17 protein-coding genes are annotated in these 14,587 nt (G+C 58.0%); 9 read left to right on the top strand and 8 right to left on the bottom strand.

Annotated features, from left to right (window positions below; all coding sequences use genetic code 11):
* Positions 1 to 92: 92 nt before the first annotated feature.
* On the bottom strand, positions 93 to 1,208 hold the full coding sequence (locus ABJO75_RS10485) for a carboxylate-amine ligase (protein WP_348129972.1): 1,116 nt from the start codon (positions 1,206 to 1,208) through the stop codon (positions 93 to 95).
* A 155-nt stretch (positions 1,209 to 1,363) separates the two neighbouring features.
* Between ABJO75_RS10485 and ABJO75_RS10490 the strand changes: the two genes are divergently transcribed.
* Entirely contained in the window at positions 1,364 to 2,212 is an 849-nt protein-coding gene (locus tag ABJO75_RS10490) for a class I SAM-dependent methyltransferase (protein WP_348129975.1), read from the top strand.
* A gap of 122 nt (positions 2,213 to 2,334) precedes the next feature.
* Here the strand turns inward: ABJO75_RS10490 and ABJO75_RS10495 are convergent, their stop codons facing one another.
* Positions 2,335 to 2,934: a L,D-transpeptidase gene (locus tag ABJO75_RS10495; RefSeq protein WP_348129978.1), complete on the bottom strand. Its 600-nt coding sequence runs from the start codon at positions 2,932 to 2,934 to the stop codon at positions 2,335 to 2,337.
* A 347-nt stretch (positions 2,935 to 3,281) separates the two neighbouring features.
* Between ABJO75_RS10495 and ABJO75_RS10500 the strand changes: the two genes are divergently transcribed.
* On the top strand, positions 3,282 to 3,860 hold the full coding sequence (locus ABJO75_RS10500; RefSeq protein ID WP_348129981.1) for a VPLPA-CTERM sorting domain-containing protein: 579 nt from the start codon (positions 3,282 to 3,284) through the stop codon (positions 3,858 to 3,860).
* Positions 3,861 to 3,995: 135 nt separating this feature from the next.
* On the opposite strand, the gene ABJO75_RS10505 is transcribed toward ABJO75_RS10500, so the two are convergent.
* A complete protein-coding gene (locus ABJO75_RS10505) occupies positions 3,996 to 5,495 on the bottom strand; it encodes a CoA-acylating methylmalonate-semialdehyde dehydrogenase (RefSeq protein WP_348129983.1) in 1,500 nt (499 codons plus the stop codon).
* A gap of 106 nt (positions 5,496 to 5,601) precedes the next feature.
* Between ABJO75_RS10505 and ABJO75_RS10510 the strand changes: the two genes are divergently transcribed.
* The 3 genes from ABJO75_RS10510 to coaD all read left to right on the top strand — a co-directional run bounded on the left by ABJO75_RS10510 (position 5,602) and on the right by coaD (position 7,719).
* Complete coding sequence (locus ABJO75_RS10510) at positions 5,602 to 6,498, top strand: LysR family transcriptional regulator (RefSeq protein ID WP_348129985.1); 897 nt, start codon at positions 5,602 to 5,604, stop codon at positions 6,496 to 6,498.
* Between the two features lie 143 nt (positions 6,499 to 6,641).
* Positions 6,642 to 7,082 (top strand): CBS domain-containing protein, encoded by a 441-nt coding sequence (locus tag ABJO75_RS10515; protein ID WP_348129988.1) that lies wholly within the window; start codon positions 6,642 to 6,644, stop codon positions 7,080 to 7,082.
* A 136-nt stretch (positions 7,083 to 7,218) separates the two neighbouring features.
* A complete protein-coding gene (coaD, locus tag ABJO75_RS10520; protein ID WP_348129991.1) occupies positions 7,219 to 7,719 on the top strand; it encodes a pantetheine-phosphate adenylyltransferase in 501 nt (166 codons plus the stop codon).
* A 21-nt stretch (positions 7,720 to 7,740) separates the two neighbouring features.
* Here coaD and ABJO75_RS10525 read toward each other — a convergent pair whose 3' ends face one another.
* Together ABJO75_RS10525 and gap are read right to left on the bottom strand one after the other, a co-directional pair.
* A complete protein-coding gene (locus ABJO75_RS10525; RefSeq protein WP_348129994.1) occupies positions 7,741 to 7,884 on the bottom strand; it encodes a hypothetical protein in 144 nt (47 codons plus the stop codon).
* Positions 7,885 to 7,969: 85 nt separating this feature from the next.
* Positions 7,970 to 8,974: a type I glyceraldehyde-3-phosphate dehydrogenase gene (gap, locus tag ABJO75_RS10530; protein WP_348129996.1), complete on the bottom strand. Its 1,005-nt coding sequence runs from the start codon at positions 8,972 to 8,974 to the stop codon at positions 7,970 to 7,972.
* 183 nt (positions 8,975 to 9,157) lie between these two features.
* Between gap and ABJO75_RS10535 the strand changes: the two genes are divergently transcribed.
* On the top strand, positions 9,158 to 10,135 hold the full coding sequence (locus ABJO75_RS10535) for a DUF808 domain-containing protein (protein ID WP_348129999.1): 978 nt from the start codon (positions 9,158 to 9,160) through the stop codon (positions 10,133 to 10,135).
* 73 nt (positions 10,136 to 10,208) lie between these two features.
* Here ABJO75_RS10535 and tkt read toward each other — a convergent pair whose 3' ends face one another.
* Positions 10,209 to 12,227: a transketolase gene (gene tkt / locus ABJO75_RS10540; RefSeq protein ID WP_348130002.1), complete on the bottom strand. Its 2,019-nt coding sequence runs from the start codon at positions 12,225 to 12,227 to the stop codon at positions 10,209 to 10,211.
* Between the two features lie 285 nt (positions 12,228 to 12,512).
* On the opposite strand from tkt, the gene ABJO75_RS10545 reads away from it, so the two are divergent.
* The 3 genes from ABJO75_RS10545 to ABJO75_RS10555 are packed head-to-tail and all read left to right on the top strand — an operon-like array spanning position 12,513 to position 13,791.
* Entirely contained in the window at positions 12,513 to 13,046 is a 534-nt protein-coding gene (locus tag ABJO75_RS10545; RefSeq protein ID WP_348130004.1) for a hypothetical protein, read from the top strand.
* Positions 13,046 to 13,441, top strand: a complete 396-nt coding sequence (locus tag ABJO75_RS10550) for a cell division protein ZapA (protein WP_348130006.1) — start codon at positions 13,046 to 13,048, stop codon at positions 13,439 to 13,441. Before ABJO75_RS10545 ends, ABJO75_RS10550 begins: the two co-directional genes overlap by 1 nt.
* Positions 13,438 to 13,791, top strand: a complete 354-nt coding sequence (locus ABJO75_RS10555; RefSeq protein ID WP_348130009.1) for an MliC family protein — start codon at positions 13,438 to 13,440, stop codon at positions 13,789 to 13,791. Before ABJO75_RS10550 ends, ABJO75_RS10555 begins: the two co-directional genes overlap by 4 nt.
* Positions 13,792 to 13,874: 83 nt before the next feature.
* Here ABJO75_RS10555 and grxD read toward each other — a convergent pair whose 3' ends face one another.
* Both grxD and ABJO75_RS10565 read right to left on the bottom strand, forming a co-directional pair.
* Positions 13,875 to 14,237 carry a Grx4 family monothiol glutaredoxin gene (grxD, locus tag ABJO75_RS10560; RefSeq protein WP_348130011.1) on the bottom strand — a complete coding sequence of 121 codons (363 nt, stop codon included), beginning with the start codon at positions 14,235 to 14,237 and terminating at the stop codon, positions 13,875 to 13,877.
* A gap of 93 nt (positions 14,238 to 14,330) precedes the next feature.
* A complete protein-coding gene (locus tag ABJO75_RS10565; protein ID WP_348130014.1) occupies positions 14,331 to 14,573 on the bottom strand; it encodes a BolA/IbaG family iron-sulfur metabolism protein in 243 nt (80 codons plus the stop codon).
* Positions 14,574 to 14,587: the final 14 nt, after the last annotated feature.

Consider the following 14,587-nt stretch of genomic DNA (forward strand, 5'->3'; position numbering starts at 1 on the left):
ACAGATGTTTAATTCCCAACCCTTACAGGAATGTTGCCACGGTCCGCAATCCGCTCTTGCTGTCTATCGACAGGCGCGGGTGCTTAGGGTCGCTACAGATCAGCATGAAACTCTTCGATCAGATTTTTCACGACTGCGGGGCCGGGCGCATTGCCAGCCTCTTCGGCCTCGGCATGTACCCGCCGCTGACGCGCCGCACTGGTACCATCGCGGACGATTCCCCGCAGTGTGGCCAGCTCGCTCTGAATCTCAAGTGCCTCGGCGTCTTCGGACAAGAGACCAGTCAACTCATCCATCAGCGTCGCAAATGGTTTGATCGACCGGTCGCCGAAATCGATCAGCCCCTCGGTGGTGCCATAGCGCTGTGCCCGCCAGCGGTTTTCTGCAATCAGGAACCGGTCATAGGCGCGCCAACGCTGGTTCCGCTCGCGCAGTCGGCACAGCATCCGGGTGAGCGCCTGTATCAAAGCGGCCAGCGCCAGCGTATGTTCAAGACGTGGCTGCACGTCCATGATGCGGGTTTCCAGCGTCGGAAACTTGTGTGACGGGCGCAGATCCCACCAGATTTTGCTGGTGTCCTCGATGATTTCAAGATCGATCAGCGTTCCGGCGGTCCGTTCGTATTCAGACCAGCTGTCAAAATGTGGCGGCAGTCCCGTCCGGGGCAGGTTGTCAAAGATCGTCAATCGGTAGGACGCCAGCCGCGTGTCATCCCCTTGCCAGAACGGAGAAGATGAGGACAGCGCCAAAAGATGGGGCAGGAAATAGCTGAGCTGTGGCATTAGATCGGTGCGCAGCGATTTTTCCTCGATCCCCACGTGAACATGCATGCCACAGATCAGCATGCGTCGCGCCACCCCGCCCAGGGCGCGTTCAAGCGCGTTATATCGATCTTTTTCCGTGTGCTGTTGGTCCTTCCAGTCCGCAAACGGATGGCAAGAGACCGCGATCGGGGCGAGGTTGTGCTTGGCTGCGTGACGCGACACGCAGGCGCGCAGATGTTTCAGATCTTCGCGTGCTTCGGCAATCGATGCGCAGACCCGGGTGCCGACCTCGATCTGGCATTGCAGGAATTCGGGGCTAACCTGATCCTCGAGATCTGATTGGCAGGCTGACATGAGCTCGGGCGGCGCTTCGGCCAGATCAAGGCTGTCACGATCGACCAGCAGGTATTCTTCTTCGATTCCGAGGGTGAATTCCCGCTGCATGATGTATCTCCATCGGTGACTTTGCCCCAGTGAACGGGTTGACCGCGTTCTTGCCAAGTGAAAAATCGACCGGCTGCGGGTTGCGGTGGTTGATGGAACCGGGCAAATCGGCTGGATGGAATTGGGTTTGGTGGCCCGTTGACGGAGAGTGTGCGATGGGAAACGGTAGCAAGATACGTAAGATCAACAGCTTGCTGGACGGTCTTGATGTTTGTCTGACCGACGGTCAGGCGCATCGCGCCGAACAGGAAAGGCTGCGCGCATTCGAGGCCCGAGGTGGTTTGGATGGTCCGGCTTATGCCCTGTCGCCGGGGATGGACGGGTTTGATATATCCTCGCTGGTTTCGGACTTTAGCGAACATGGCGCCGATTTGGCGCGGTTGATGACCCACGGATCGAACGATACCGGATATGCGCCGGGCAACGGGTATTTCGACACTCCGGACGCCGAGGCGCTCTATCTCATGGTACGTCGTGCGCGGCCGCGCCGGGTGATCGAAGTTGGTTGTGGCAACTCTACTCGAATTACGCGCCAAGCCATTCTTGACGGTGGGTTGGACACAGTACTGACCGCGATTGATCCATGGCCGCGCGCGGATATTGCGGATGTCGTGGACCGGTTCGAACAGGCGACACTGGAGAGCGTGGATCCATCGCTGTTTGCGGATCTGACTGATGGCGATATCCTGTTCATCGACAGTAGCCATCAGGTCCGGATGAGCAATGATGTGGCGCATCTGTTCTGCCGGATCATTCCGGCACTGGCATCCGGTGTGGTGATCCACGTCCATGACGTGTTTCTGCCTTATGAATATCCCAAGCGGTTTTTCTATGATTGCCCGTCCTGGGCCGAGCAATACATGCTGCATGCGCTGCTTCAGGGTGGGGGCTATGATATCCTGTGGCCCGGATACTATCTGCAACAGAGCCGACCGGATGCCGTAGCCGCGCTGCCGTTCCTGTCGGAAGGGCGTGCGCAGAGTTTCTGGATCAGAAAGAGATGAACCGGTCGGTGTTGGGGTAGGAGGCGCTGCCCCTCTGGTGAAAATCGGGGATTTTCACCATTCACCCCCGGAGTAGTTTGACAAAGCTGAAGCTCTGGTCAGGGTTATTGCCGGACTGGACGTCAGAGCAGGCGGACCTGGGTTCCGATCTGAACCAGCGGATAGAGCTGTTCCACGTGCTGGTTATACAGACCGATACAGCCCGATGAGCTTTGACGGCCGATCTTGCGCGTGTCGTGGGTGCCGTGCACGAGATAGGCAGGCCAATCCAGATACATCGCACGGGTGCCAAGCGGGTTACCGGGGCCACCTTCCATGTAATCAGGCAGCGTGGGGTCGCGTTCGCGCATGTTGGCCGTCGGTGTCCAGCGCGGATTTTCCGCCTTGCGCACGACTTTGGAGTAGCCCCGTCGCGTCAACTCTTCGGACATAGGAACCGAAGACGGGAACAGGAGGTAAGTGGAATCATCCGGGCCCCAGTAGTGCACCGCCCGGCTTGTTATGTCGGCCAAGAGGCACCCTTTGCCCAGCGTATCAAAGTGATCTTGCCAGCGTTGCATCTGGAACGAAGAGGTATTGCGGCGCACAGGCAGTTCGTCGCGAATGGCGGTTTCGGATTGCGGAAACGCGTCCGAAGATTGCGCGCGAAGCAACGCGGGAGTCGCGAGCGTAGTGGCCATCCCCAGCACTAGAGAACGCCTGGTCAAATTACCATGGGTCATGTCGAAGCCTCGTATTCTTGTTTGGTCCAGTCTTTACGACGCACTGCGCCTTGATGCAAAGGCCGAAAGCGAAGCAAGCGCGGCTCTCACGCGAATGTTAGCGTTGTGTGTGTTCGGTTGCAGAAACAGCTTGAAATTCGCCCTTTTCGGTCGCAAATCGCTTTAGAATTGCAGAGCAAGTATCTACTCGCCAGACACATTCCTAAACTTGATTGCAAACGCGCCAGATGATAGTGTGAAAAGCGTGATGCTGTGCATTTAAGGCGCGGTTGGTAACGAGATTTTGGAGCAGGGACTTAAATCATATGAGTAAGAAGAGATTTTTCGCAACGTGCGCTGCAGGTGCCATGATGCTGGCAACAGCCGGGATCGCACATGCATCGACCTTTACCATTGGATCGGGTTCGTCGGTCAGCCTGACGCCGACTGGTGGTTTTTTCTCTGGGTGTACCGGGGCAGGCGACTGTATCGAAGAAAGTCTGGCATCCGGCTTGGTTGGAACAACATTCGATCTCAATGAGGTTGGTGATTACGAAACCTTTGATTTTCTGACGTTCACCGGCAACGGTACCGGGTTCTACGAAAACTACACTGCTTCGGCGACGTTGGCGTTCAGTGCGCCGACGATTGATGCTAGCAGCGGTGGAGCGGGCGGTGTCGTTGGTGTCATTGGTGGCTTCATCGGCGCCGGTGCGCTTGAATGGGATGATGTGCCAGTTGATGTCGCATTTGGTAACACCGGAATCGTGTCCATCGATTTCCAAGGCGGTAGCACGATCTTGCCAGGTACTTCGATCACCACCACGGCAACCGTCACATTGGTACAGGCCGACATCTCGCCGGTGCCGCTGCCTGCGACAGGTCTGCTGCTCTTGGGTGGTATGGGTGGCCTCGTCGCCATGCGCCGCAAGAGGAAAGCAGCCTGAAGCCAACATTTTCATCGGATTGAAGAGGGCGGTCAATTGACCGCCCTTTTGCTTTGGCGCGGTTGCTTGCAGGTGTTTGCCGACAGACGAAAAAAGGGCGCCGATTGGCGCCCTTTCCGTTGAAATCTTCAGACCTTACTCCATCACGGGGATGGAGAATTCGCCACCATCCTTGATGCCACTTGGCCAGCGCGAAGTCACGGTTTTGGTGCGTGTGTAGAATTTGAACGCATCTGGACCATGCTGGTTCAGGTCGCCGAACACAGATTTTTTCCAGCCACCAAAGGTATGATATGCCAGCGGCACAGGGATCGGCACGTTGATGCCAACCATCCCGACGTTCACTCGGTTTGCGAAATCACGGGCTGTATCTCCGTCGCGGGTAAAGATCGCGGTACCGTTGCCGTATTCATGATCCATCGCCAGTTTCAGCGCCTCTTCGTAGGTCTGGGTGCGCACGGTGGTCAGAACCGGGCCAAAGATCTCGGTCTTGTAGATATCCATGTCGGACGTGGCGTGGTCAAATAGGTGTGGGCCGATAAAGTACCCGCCCTCATATCCCTGCAGCTTGAAGCCGCGACCATCGACCACCAGCTTGGCCCCTTGATCGATACCGGTCTGTACCAGCCGCTCGATGTTGGCCTTGGCGGCGGCTGTTACCACCGGGCCATAGTCAACCTCATCACCCGCTGTGTAGGGGCCGACCTTGAGGCTTTCGATACGCGGCACCAGTTTTTCGATCAGGCGGTCTGCGGTTTCATCGCCTACGGGGACTGCGACCGAGATCGCCATACAGCGCTCGCCTGCCGCGCCATAGCCGGCGCCGATCAGCGCATCAGCGGCCTGATCCATGTCGGCGTCGGGCATGACGATCATATGGTTCTTGGCTCCGCCGAAACACTGTACGCGTTTGCCCTGCGAACAGCCGGTGCCATAAATGTATTCCGCGATCGGGGTCGAACCGACAAAGCCGATCGACTGAATTTCGGGGTGGTAAAGGATGGCGTCAACGGCCTCCTTGTCGCCATTGACCACCTGCAGGATGCCCTTGGGCAGGCCTGCCTCTTCCAGAAGCTCCGCCAGCATCAGCGGGACCGAGGGGTCACGTTCGGAAGGCTTGAGAATAAAGGCGTTGCCGCATGCGATGGCGGGGGCGAACATCCACATCGGTATCATCGCGGGGAAATTGAACGGGGTGATACCAGCCGTCACGCCCAAGGCCTGACGCATGGAATACATGTCGATACCGGGGCCGGCGGCGTCGGTGAATTCACCCTTCAGCATCTGCGGCGCGCCAATGCAATATTCCACGACTTCCAGCCCGCGCTGTACGTCACCGGCTGCGTCGGGCAAGGTCTTGCCATGTTCACGTGACAGGGCCTCGGCGAGTTTCTGCATGTCGCGGTTCAGCAGATCGACGAATTTCATCAAAACCCGTGCGCGGCGCTGTGGATTGGTCGCGGCCCAACCGATCTGGGCATCCTTGGCGATATCAACGGCAAATGCCATTTCCTCGGCGTTGGCGAGCGGAACCTTGGCCTGCACTTCGCCGGTGGCGGGGTTCATGACGTCGGCAAAGCGGCCCGACTGTCCCTTTACGTGTGCGCCGTTGATGTAATGCGTCAGTTCTTGCATGTGAGATTCCTCCTGGGTGACGATTTGCCCGAACCATAGGCTTGCAAAAAATCATTGAACAGAGGCAAGATTTCAAAAAGGCTTTGCAAAATTGCAGGGGAGGCGGATGGAACCGCATTGGGACGATGTTAGAATATTTTTGGCCGTGGCCCGGCACGAGAGTCTCTCTGCCGCCGGGCGCGCGCTCAAGATTGATCCGGCGACGGTCGGTCGGCGTGTATCGCGGCTTGAGGCGGCGTTTGGCGCCCCGCTTTTTGTGAAATCGCCACAGGGTTATGCGCTGAGCGAGGCTGGTGAACGGTTTCTGGCGCATGGCGAAGCGGCGGAGCAGGCGATGCGCGCCGCGACCGAGGTGCTGGATGGTCAGAGCGAAGGTTTGTCAGGACAAATGCGGATCGGGGCACCGGATGGCTGCGCCAATTACCTGCTGCCTCAGGTGTGCGCGCGCATCGGGCAAGATAACCCGGAGCTTGATATCCAGATCGTTGCCTTGCCAAGAATCGTTAACTTGTCGCGCCGCGAGGCGGATATGGCGGTCGCAGTCAGCGCGCCCTCGGCCGGGCAGTTGTTGGTCAAGAAGATCACAGACTACAAGCTGCACCTTGTTGCGACCCGCCGCTATTTGCGCAGTCACCCGCCACTTGAAAAGGTCGAGGACCTCAGGGGGCGGCGGATGGTGGGCTATATTCCGGACATGATCTTTGACGATGAACTAGATTACCTGAACAAGCTTGGCGTGGAAAGGGTGCCGCTGGCGTCAAATTCGGTGCCAGTTCAGTTGAAACTGCTGTGCCAGCATGTCGGGCTTGGTATCGCCCACGACTTTACGCTGCCTGCACACCGGATGCTGTGCAAGGTGTTGACAGAAGAGATCAATCTCACGCGGAGTTTCTATCTTGTGCGCCATCAGGGGGATCAGCGCAGTCAGCGGTTGAACCGGTTTGCCGAAGCGCTGGCGAGCGGATTGCGGGACGAAGTGGCACGTCTGGAGGCGCAAACCTGAGCGTGCAATGAGGTTTTGCGCTGACGGCTAAAATCAACCGCAAATACAGGCCCTGACGCCGCAACCCGGCAGCGGAGTCTTGACACGATCGCATATTGCAGCAACGCTCTTAATATTGAAAGAATATTGCGGAGGTCTCCTCAATGCTGGTGCAGCAGATTCTAAAATCCAAGGCCACAACGGGTGTGCTGACCGTGGCATCCACAGCGAAGGTTTCAGAGGCCGCCAAGGTTCTGGCCGAGAACCGGATCGGGTCTGTGGTGGTATCAGATGATGATGGCACGACCGCGGCAGGCATCCTTTCAGAGCGAGATATCGTGCGCGAACTGGCAAATGTCGGCAGCGTCTGTATGGAGCAGCCGGTGAGCGCCTATATGACCAGCAAGCTGGTCACCTGCAGTATCGAGGCGACCGCGCAGCAAATCCTTGGCATGATGACCGAGGGCAGATTTCGCCACATGCCGGTTGTTGAGGAGAACGGCACAATGATCGGTCTTGTAACGCTTGGCGATGTGGTCAAGGCGCAGCTATCCGAACTGTCGATGGAGAAACAGGCCCTTGAAGGCATGATCATGGGGCACTGACCCCGTCACCTGACGCCCGAACTGAGCACCTCCTGCTGATGAGAATTTTCTGTTCTACAGCATAAGCTTGCTTGCAAATACAGCCCCTCTGATATTGGTTGATTAGCAGACCGCATCAGGCAGGAGACCCCCCAAAATGCGCGTAGCACTTTATCCCGGAACGTTCGATCCGATTACGCTTGGCCATGCAGACATTATCCGCCGCGCCTGTCTCATGGTTGATCGTCTGGTCATTGGCGTTGCGATCAACCGGGACAAGGGCCCATTGTTCTCGCTCGAAGAGCGGGTCACGATGATCAAGACAGATTGCGCCAAGCTGACGGAACAGCTCGATACAGAAATCGTGGTTCATCCGTTTGAAAATCTGCTGATCGATTGTGCCCAGGATGTGGGTGCGCAGACGATTGTGCGCGGTCTGCGCGCGGTTGCGGATTTTGAGTATGAATATCAGATGGTCGGCATGAACCGGATGCTGAACGAAGACGTCGAGACCGTGTTTCTGATGGCGGATGCCAAGTACCAGCCGATTGCCAGCAAGTTGGTCAAGGAAATCGCACGGCTGGGGGGCGACGTTTCAAAGTTTGTAACACCCGAGGTTCGCCGCGCCTTGCTTGAAAGGCTGCAACATCCGTCGTGATGGCGGCGGACGCATCCTATTTCAGCGCCAGAACGCAAGCCATTCAATAAATGCAGAGAGTTTCTTGCCCAGAAAAAGCAGATGTTCGCTGTCAAAGAGCACGGCATCGCCGACGATAGCCCCAAGGACCATCAGGCCCAGAACGAGAGCGAGGGTATTGGACATTCACACCTCGGTGGAATCAAAAAACGCCCGGTCAGCTATGCCTGACCGGGCGTCTGTCTTCAATGGCGATCCAATGAAATGGTTATCAGCCGTTAAGGCGACCCATCGCCGTGGCAACATCCGCCATGCGAACCGAGAAGCCCCATTCATTGTCGTACCATGCGAGAACACGCACCATACGGCCATCCACGACGCGGGTCTGGTCGGGGGCAAAGATGCTGCTTTCCTCGGTGTGGTTGAAATCGATGGATACTTTTTGTTCAGGATCATAGGCCATGACTTTGCCGATCGGTCCTTTGACAGCGTCGGCAACAGCGGCATTCACCTCTTCGGCAGTGACGTTGCGCGCGGCGCGGAATGTCAAATCGACCGCTGAGACGTTGGGCGTCGGCACTCGGATGGCTGATCCGTCCAGCCGGCCTTTGAGGTTGGGCAGAACTTCCCCCAAGGCCTTAGCTGCTCCGGTTGAGGTCGGGATCATTGCCATCGCGGCAGCGCGCGCGCGATAAAGATCGCTGTGACGTCGATCCAGCGTTGGCTGATCACCGGTGTAGGAATGGATCGTGGTCATGATGCCGTGTTCGATACCGACCGCTTCGTCCAGAACCTTGGCCAAAGGGGCGAGGCAGTTGGTGGTGCAAGACCCGTTGCTGACCATGGTGTCGCCCTTGGCGAGCATCTCGTCATTGACGCCAAAGACCACGGTTTTCTGCACGTTTTTGGCGGGCGCTGAGATCAATACTGATTTCGCGCCGCGCTCGATGTGGACCGATGCCTTGTGGCCATCGTTGAACTTGCCCGTGCATTCCAGAACCACGTCGCATCCGGACCAGTCGAGTTCCTGCGGATCGTAGGTCGAGAACATCTCGATCTCGCCCTGACCCAAATCCAATGTGCGCTCTCCGACGCGGATATCTTGCGAAAAGCGGCCATGGATGCTGTCATAGCGCAGCAGATGGGCTGCGGTTTCGATTGGGCCTGTCGCATTGGCCTTGATAACCCGAATATCATTGCGGCCGCTGGCTGCAATATGGTTCAGGGTACAGCGGCCGATCCGGCCAAATCCGTTAATACCGACGTTAATGGTCATGCTCTATGGCTCCACAATTTTGTGCCTTGTGGGGCATATAGCCTCGTAATCGATTCATAAAAAGGGAGAAAGTGCCGCATTCTTAATGTGTTAGCGCAAACTAAGCACGGTTGCGCTAACGCTTGTCCTATGGGATCAATGCGTTAGGCTCATTTCGCGGGCCAAATGAAAAAGGGGCAGGGTATGAGTGGTCTTCTGGCATTGTTGGATGATGTTGCCGCAATCGCCAAGGTGGCGGCGGCATCGGTTGACGATGTGGTGGCGGCCGCTGGCAAGGCTGGCGCGAAAACCGCAGGCGTTATCATCGATGATGCGGCGGTAACCCCGAAATATGTGCAGGGTTTTGCCCCGGCGCGTGAATTGCCGATTATCTGGAGGATTGCGCGTGGATCGTTCTTCAACAAGCTCGTTCTGTTGTTACCGGTGGCGATGCTACTGGCTAATTTTGCGCCTTGGCTGATTACACCGCTCTTGATGATGGGTGGGGCCTATCTCTGTTTTGAGGGGGCGGAGAAGATATTTCATGTGCTGTTCCCGCATGGCGACGCGAAGGTCGCCGAGGACATGTCGATCAAGGATCCCGGCCATCTGGAAGAGCAAAAGATCAAGGGCGCAATCAAGACTGATTTCATCCTGTCCGCCGAGATCATGACGATTGCGCTGGCCGCAATCGAGGCCCCCAATGTCTGGATGCAGGCGGCGACGCTGGCCGTGGTTGGGGCAGGCGTCACCATCGCTGTTTACGGCGTCGTGGGCGTGATCGTCAAAATGGATGATGTCGGCCTCTACGTTGCAAAGAATGGCCACACCAACGTCGGACGCGCCTTTGGTCGCTGGCTCGTCAAAGCGATGCCTGTGTTGATGAAGGTTCTGTCGATCGTCGGAACTGCCGCGATGCTTTGGGTTGGTGGCTCTATTATCTTGCATGGGCTGGATGTGCTGGGTTTGCCATGGCTTTATCACCACATCCACGACCTTGCGGTCGCGGTTGGTCACATGGTTACCGAACAGTGGCGGGCGACCGTCGAGTGGATTGCAACGGCCACGATGGATGGTGTGTTCGGGCTGGCGCTTGGGTTGGTTCTGATCCCGATTGCAACGCGGATCGTTTCACCAGTGATCCAACGCTTGTCAGGCAAGGGCGGCGCTCCGACGCACTGATGAGGTCGGCTGACGAAAAAGGCCGCGCTCGTTTCCGAGAGCGGCCCGTTCAGTCTCTAAATCGCGCGGGACGCTAGCCCAGCAGGTCTTTTACTTTGGCAACGGTCGCCTTTGCGGTGATGCCGAACTTTTCAAACAGTTCTTCGGCAGGTGCTGAGGCGCCAAAGCTGTCCATGCCGATGAAGCCAGCCTTGGCGTCGCGTCCGCGCTCGCCCAGAAGCCAGCGATCCCAGCCTTGGCGAACGGCCGCCTCGATGCCGACCCGCACGGGGCCTGCTGGCAGAACGCGCTTGCGATAGGCCTCGTCCTGCTCGGCAAACAGTTCCATGCAGGGCATGGAAACGACGCGGGTGCCGATGCCTTCGGCTTGCAGCATGTCACGCGCTTCCATTGCCACGGCGACTTCGGAACCGGTTGCGATCAGGATCACTTGGCGTTTGCCTTCGGCATCGGCGAGCACATAGGCCCCCTGTGCCGTCAGGTTCTTCTGCTTGTGCTCGGTTCGCACAGTCGGCAGGCCTTGACGAGTGAGGGACAGAACCGACGGCGTGGTCTTGCTGGTCAGGGCCAGTTCCCAAGCTTCGGCGGTTTCTACTGTGTCGGCAGGGCGGAAGACGTGCGTGTTTGGGGTTGCCCGGCTGATGGCCAGATGCTCGACCGGTTGGTGGGTCGGACCATCTTCGCCCAGACCGATGCTGTCATGGGTCATGACAAACACGCTGGGGATTTTCATCAGCGCGGCCAACCGCATAGCAGGGCGGGCATAGTCGGTGAAACACATGAACGTGCCGCCGTAAGGGCGGATGCCGCCGTGCAGGGCCATGCCGTTCATCGCGGCCGCCATGCCATGTTCGCGGATGCCGTAGTAGATATAACGGCCCTTGCGATCCTCGGGCGTAAACACACCGAGATCACCGGTCTTGGTGTTGTTGGACCCCGTCAGGTCGGCGGAGCCGCCGATGGTTTCCTTCATCACCGGGTTCACGACCTCAAGCACCATCTCGCTGGACTTGCGTGTCGCGACCTTGTTTGCGGCTTCGCTAGCTTGCTTCTTGAGCGCCCGGATGGTTGCGGATAGGCGTTTGGGCGCATCGAGCGCGTAGGCGCGATTAAATTCGTCGCGACGACGTTCCGACAAATCGGCAAGCCTTGTTTCCCATTCCGTGCGCGCGGCGGCGCCACGCGCCCCGATCGCTTCCCAGGACGACTTGACGTCGTCCGGGATCACAAATGGGCCAGTCGTCCAGCCATAGGCGTCTTTGGCGGCCTTAAGCTGATCCGGGTCTGTCAGTGCTCCGTGGCCTTTGGATGTATCTTGCGCCGCGTGGCCCAGTGCGATGTGGGTTTTGCAGGCGATCATCGAAGGTTTGCGGGTTTTCTTGGCGGCTGTAAGCGCCTCGTCGATGGCTGCCGGGTCGTGACCGTCGATCTCGATCACCTGCCAGCCGGCTGCTTTGAAACGCGCAACCTGATTGGTGCAGTCAGAGAGTTCGACCTTACCGTCGATGGTGATGTTGTTGTTGTCCCACAGCACGATCAACTTGCCCAGTTGCAGTCGGCCAGCGAGGCCGATGGCTTCGTGGCTGATGCCTTCCATCAGGCAACCGTCGCCAGCGATGACATAGGTGTGGTGATCCACGACCTTTCTGCCAAAGCGGGCGCGCTGCGCCTCTTCGGCAATCGCAAAGCCGACGGAATTGGCGATGCCCTGACCAAGCGGGCCGGTGGTGGTCTCGATCCCGCTGGCGAGGAAATTCTCGGGATGCCCTGCGGTTTTTGCGCCCCACTGGCGAAAGTTCTTGATCTCATCAAGGGTGATTTCCGTCGATCCGGTAAGATAGAGCAGCGAATACAGCAGCATGGAACCGTGACCAGCGGACAGGATAAACCGGTCGCGATCCGGCCATTCCGGTGCGGCGGCATCAAATTTAAGGTGCTTTTCAAAAAGAACGGTTGCGACATCCGCCATGCCAATCGGCATGCCCGAGTGACCGGAATTGGCCGCATGGACGGCATCCAGCGTCAGGGCGCGAATGGCGGTCGCTTTTGACCAGTGGTCCGGGTTGGCGTTGCGCAATGCGGTAAGATCCACGTGGCGGCTCCTTTGGCTGACAGATCGTGTTTGCGGTAAACTGGTTTGCTCAATACCAGCCGCGTCCCAAAGATCAAGCGCCAGACCAGCGCAGTTTGGCCATTGGATGAGCGGGTTCGGCCAAGTCTTTGAAAGCAAAGGTCAGGAAAATTGCCTTGCCCTTGGATAGACTGCTAAGAATTGGTGAACAGGGTCGATTCGCGACCGAGCTGCGGCGTGTGGCACGGCGCGGGATCAACCGGTAAAACGTACGAAATCGAAAAAACCGTACGAAAGGTGAGGGGCATGAGTCAGATCGAAGAATTGCAAAGCCGGATCACACTGGCAATGGCGCGGATAGACGCCGGGGTCAGTCAGATTGCAGGACGGGCGGACGATTCCGCACCTGAGCCGGATTTGAGTGCCGCGCTTGAAGAAGAGCGCCGCACCAGCGCCCATCTCGAAGACAGGTTGCGGGCTTTGCGGGCCGAGCATGATGACGAGATCGCAGCCCTCAAGGCCGATCTGGATCGATCCGCAGAAATTGACGCCCTCAAGGCCGAACTCGCGACGTTCGATCAGGCGATGGGGCAGCTGGATATGGATCTGCAACGTCTGCGCGAGGCCAACGAACAATTGCGCAACAGCAATGCGGCGCTGCGTACGGCCAATGAGAACGGCGTTGGAAAGCCGCGCCTGATCAACAAGGCGATGCTGGCGGAACTGGAAGCGCTGCGGGCTGCACGTGCCACCGAGGTTGCCGAGGTGGGTGTGGTTCTGGCCAAACTCAAACCGCTTTTGGCCGAAGCAAACGGATTGCCCGACGGGGAGGATTTGTAATGCCCGAAGTTACCATTCGTATCGGAGGCCGCCCTTTTAACGTGGCGTGTCAGGAGGGCGAAGAGAATTTTCTGCATTCCGCGGCCAAGATGCTGGACGACGAGGCACAGGTGCTGTCGGATCAGGTTGGCCGCATGCCCGAAGCACGGATGCTGTTGATGGCAGGGCTCTTGCTCGCCGACAAGACGGCGGCATCCGAAGATCGGGTCAAGGCGCTTGAAGCGACGCTTGCCGAGCGTCAGGCCGAGGTGGAGCAGCTGCGCGATGCGCCCAAGCCCACGCCGGAGCGGGTAGAGGTTCCTGTGGTGCCGCAAGCCGTGACCGATACCTTGGCAGAGCTGGCCGCCCGCGCAGAAGCGCTGGCAAGCGAGATCGAGGAAAAAGCTCAGACATGAAGGTTCTCGGAACCTGCGCGGCCTTGATGGCGTTGCCGATGGCATTGTCCGCGCAGGACACTTTGGATGTTACGAGCCTGACCTATCGGTGCGAGCGGAACGTGATGGTGCCTGTGACATTCATCAATCTGCCCGAGGGGCCGGCACTCGCGGTCATGCAGATCGAAGGCAAGCAGATCGCGTTGCGCGCGCTGCCCTCGGGGTCAGGTGTCCGGTATGTGGGATTTGATGAACAGGACAGCTATCGGCTTTACACCAAAGGCGACGGCGCCTTCGTGATGCATATGGCGGCGGATCACACTGCAGAGGAAGTGCCGGTATTGGGCGACTGTTCGGTGGCAAACCAGTAGTCCAGTTTGGCATCTGGCAGCGCGATGCCAGAACGCAAAACCGCCCCAAAAGGGGGCGGCGCTGTTGGGACTTAGTCGGTTGATCAGCCGTTGGCTTCGCGAATTTTGTTTGCGGCATCCTTGTCATAGGTAACGCCGTTGTCTTCAAACAAGGTGTCGAGCTCGCCGGACAATGTCATTTCGGTGATGATGTCACATCCGCCGACAAACTCGCCTTTGACGTAAAGCTGCGGGACGGTCGGCCAGTCGGAATAGTCCTTGATGCCCTGACGCAGCGCTTCGTCTGCCAGAACATTCACATCGGCAAAGTCGACGCCCATGTAGTTCAGCACACCGGCGACGCGAGAGGAAAACCCGCATTGGGGCATTTCCTTGGTGCCTTTCATGAACAGCACCACGTTGTTGGTGGTGACGGTGTCTTTGATCTGGGTGGCGGTATCGCTCATCTCGCTATCCTCGTGTCGTGCGCTGCCGTTGGCTCGCGCTGTGTCGGTTGTCTAAACTCGTGCCGCCGGTTCAGTCGTTGGCACCAAAGTTGTTTATGCAGGGACCTTGGTGGTCAGAGCCAGCGCGTGGAGTTCGCCGCTGGCACCATCCATCTTGCCCTTGAGTGCGGCGTAGACTGCACGTTGCTGTTGCACCCGGTTCTGACCGCGAAAGCTCTCGTCGATGACTTCGGCTGCGTAATGGTTCCCATCGCCAGCCAGATCTGTGATCGAGATTGATGCATCCGGAAAGCTGGCGCGGATCAGTTCTTCGATTTCATGGGCTTGCATTGCCATGTGGTGCGTTGCTC

This window comes from Sedimentitalea sp. (assembly GCF_039973035.1).
GTDB lineage: Bacteria > Pseudomonadota > Alphaproteobacteria > Rhodobacterales > Rhodobacteraceae > Sedimentitalea.

Bases quoted from the DNA above. Each gene is read 5' to 3' on its own strand.
- ABJO75_RS10525 (WP_348129994.1), bottom strand. From the start codon at position 7,884: ATGTCCAATACCCTCGCTCTCGTTCTGGGCCTGATGGTCCTTGGGGCT.
- ABJO75_RS10550 (WP_348130006.1), top strand. From the start codon at position 13,046: ATGCCCGAAGTTACCATTCGTATCGGAGGCCGCCCTTTTAACGTGGCG.
- grxD (WP_348130011.1), bottom strand. From the start codon at position 14,237: ATGAGCGATACCGCCACCCAGATCAAAGACACCGTCACCACCAACAAC.
- ABJO75_RS10505 (WP_348129983.1), bottom strand. From the start codon at position 5,495: ATGCAAGAACTGACGCATTACATCAACGGCGCACACGTAAAGGGACAG.
- coaD (WP_348129991.1), top strand. From the start codon at position 7,219: ATGCGCGTAGCACTTTATCCCGGAACGTTCGATCCGATTACGCTTGGC.
- ABJO75_RS10555 (WP_348130009.1), top strand. From the start codon at position 13,438: ATGAAGGTTCTCGGAACCTGCGCGGCCTTGATGGCGTTGCCGATGGCA.
- ABJO75_RS10485 (WP_348129972.1), bottom strand. From the start codon at position 1,208: ATGCAGCGGGAATTCACCCTCGGAATCGAAGAAGAATACCTGCTGGTC.
- ABJO75_RS10515 (WP_348129988.1), top strand. From the start codon at position 6,642: ATGCTGGTGCAGCAGATTCTAAAATCCAAGGCCACAACGGGTGTGCTG.
- ABJO75_RS10510 (WP_348129985.1), top strand. From the start codon at position 5,602: ATGGAACCGCATTGGGACGATGTTAGAATATTTTTGGCCGTGGCCCGG.
- ABJO75_RS10545 (WP_348130004.1), top strand. From the start codon at position 12,513: ATGAGTCAGATCGAAGAATTGCAAAGCCGGATCACACTGGCAATGGCG.
- ABJO75_RS10495 (WP_348129978.1), bottom strand. From the start codon at position 2,934: ATGACCCATGGTAATTTGACCAGGCGTTCTCTAGTGCTGGGGATGGCC.
- ABJO75_RS10500 (WP_348129981.1), top strand. From the start codon at position 3,282: ATGATGCTGGCAACAGCCGGGATCGCACATGCATCGACCTTTACCATT.
- gap (WP_348129996.1), bottom strand. From the start codon at position 8,974: ATGACCATTAACGTCGGTATTAACGGATTTGGCCGGATCGGCCGCTGT.
- ABJO75_RS10535 (WP_348129999.1), top strand. From the start codon at position 9,158: ATGAGTGGTCTTCTGGCATTGTTGGATGATGTTGCCGCAATCGCCAAG.
- ABJO75_RS10565 (WP_348130014.1), bottom strand. From the start codon at position 14,573: ATGGCAATGCAAGCCCATGAAATCGAAGAACTGATCCGCGCCAGCTTT.
- ABJO75_RS10490 (WP_348129975.1), top strand. From the start codon at position 1,364: ATGGGAAACGGTAGCAAGATACGTAAGATCAACAGCTTGCTGGACGGT.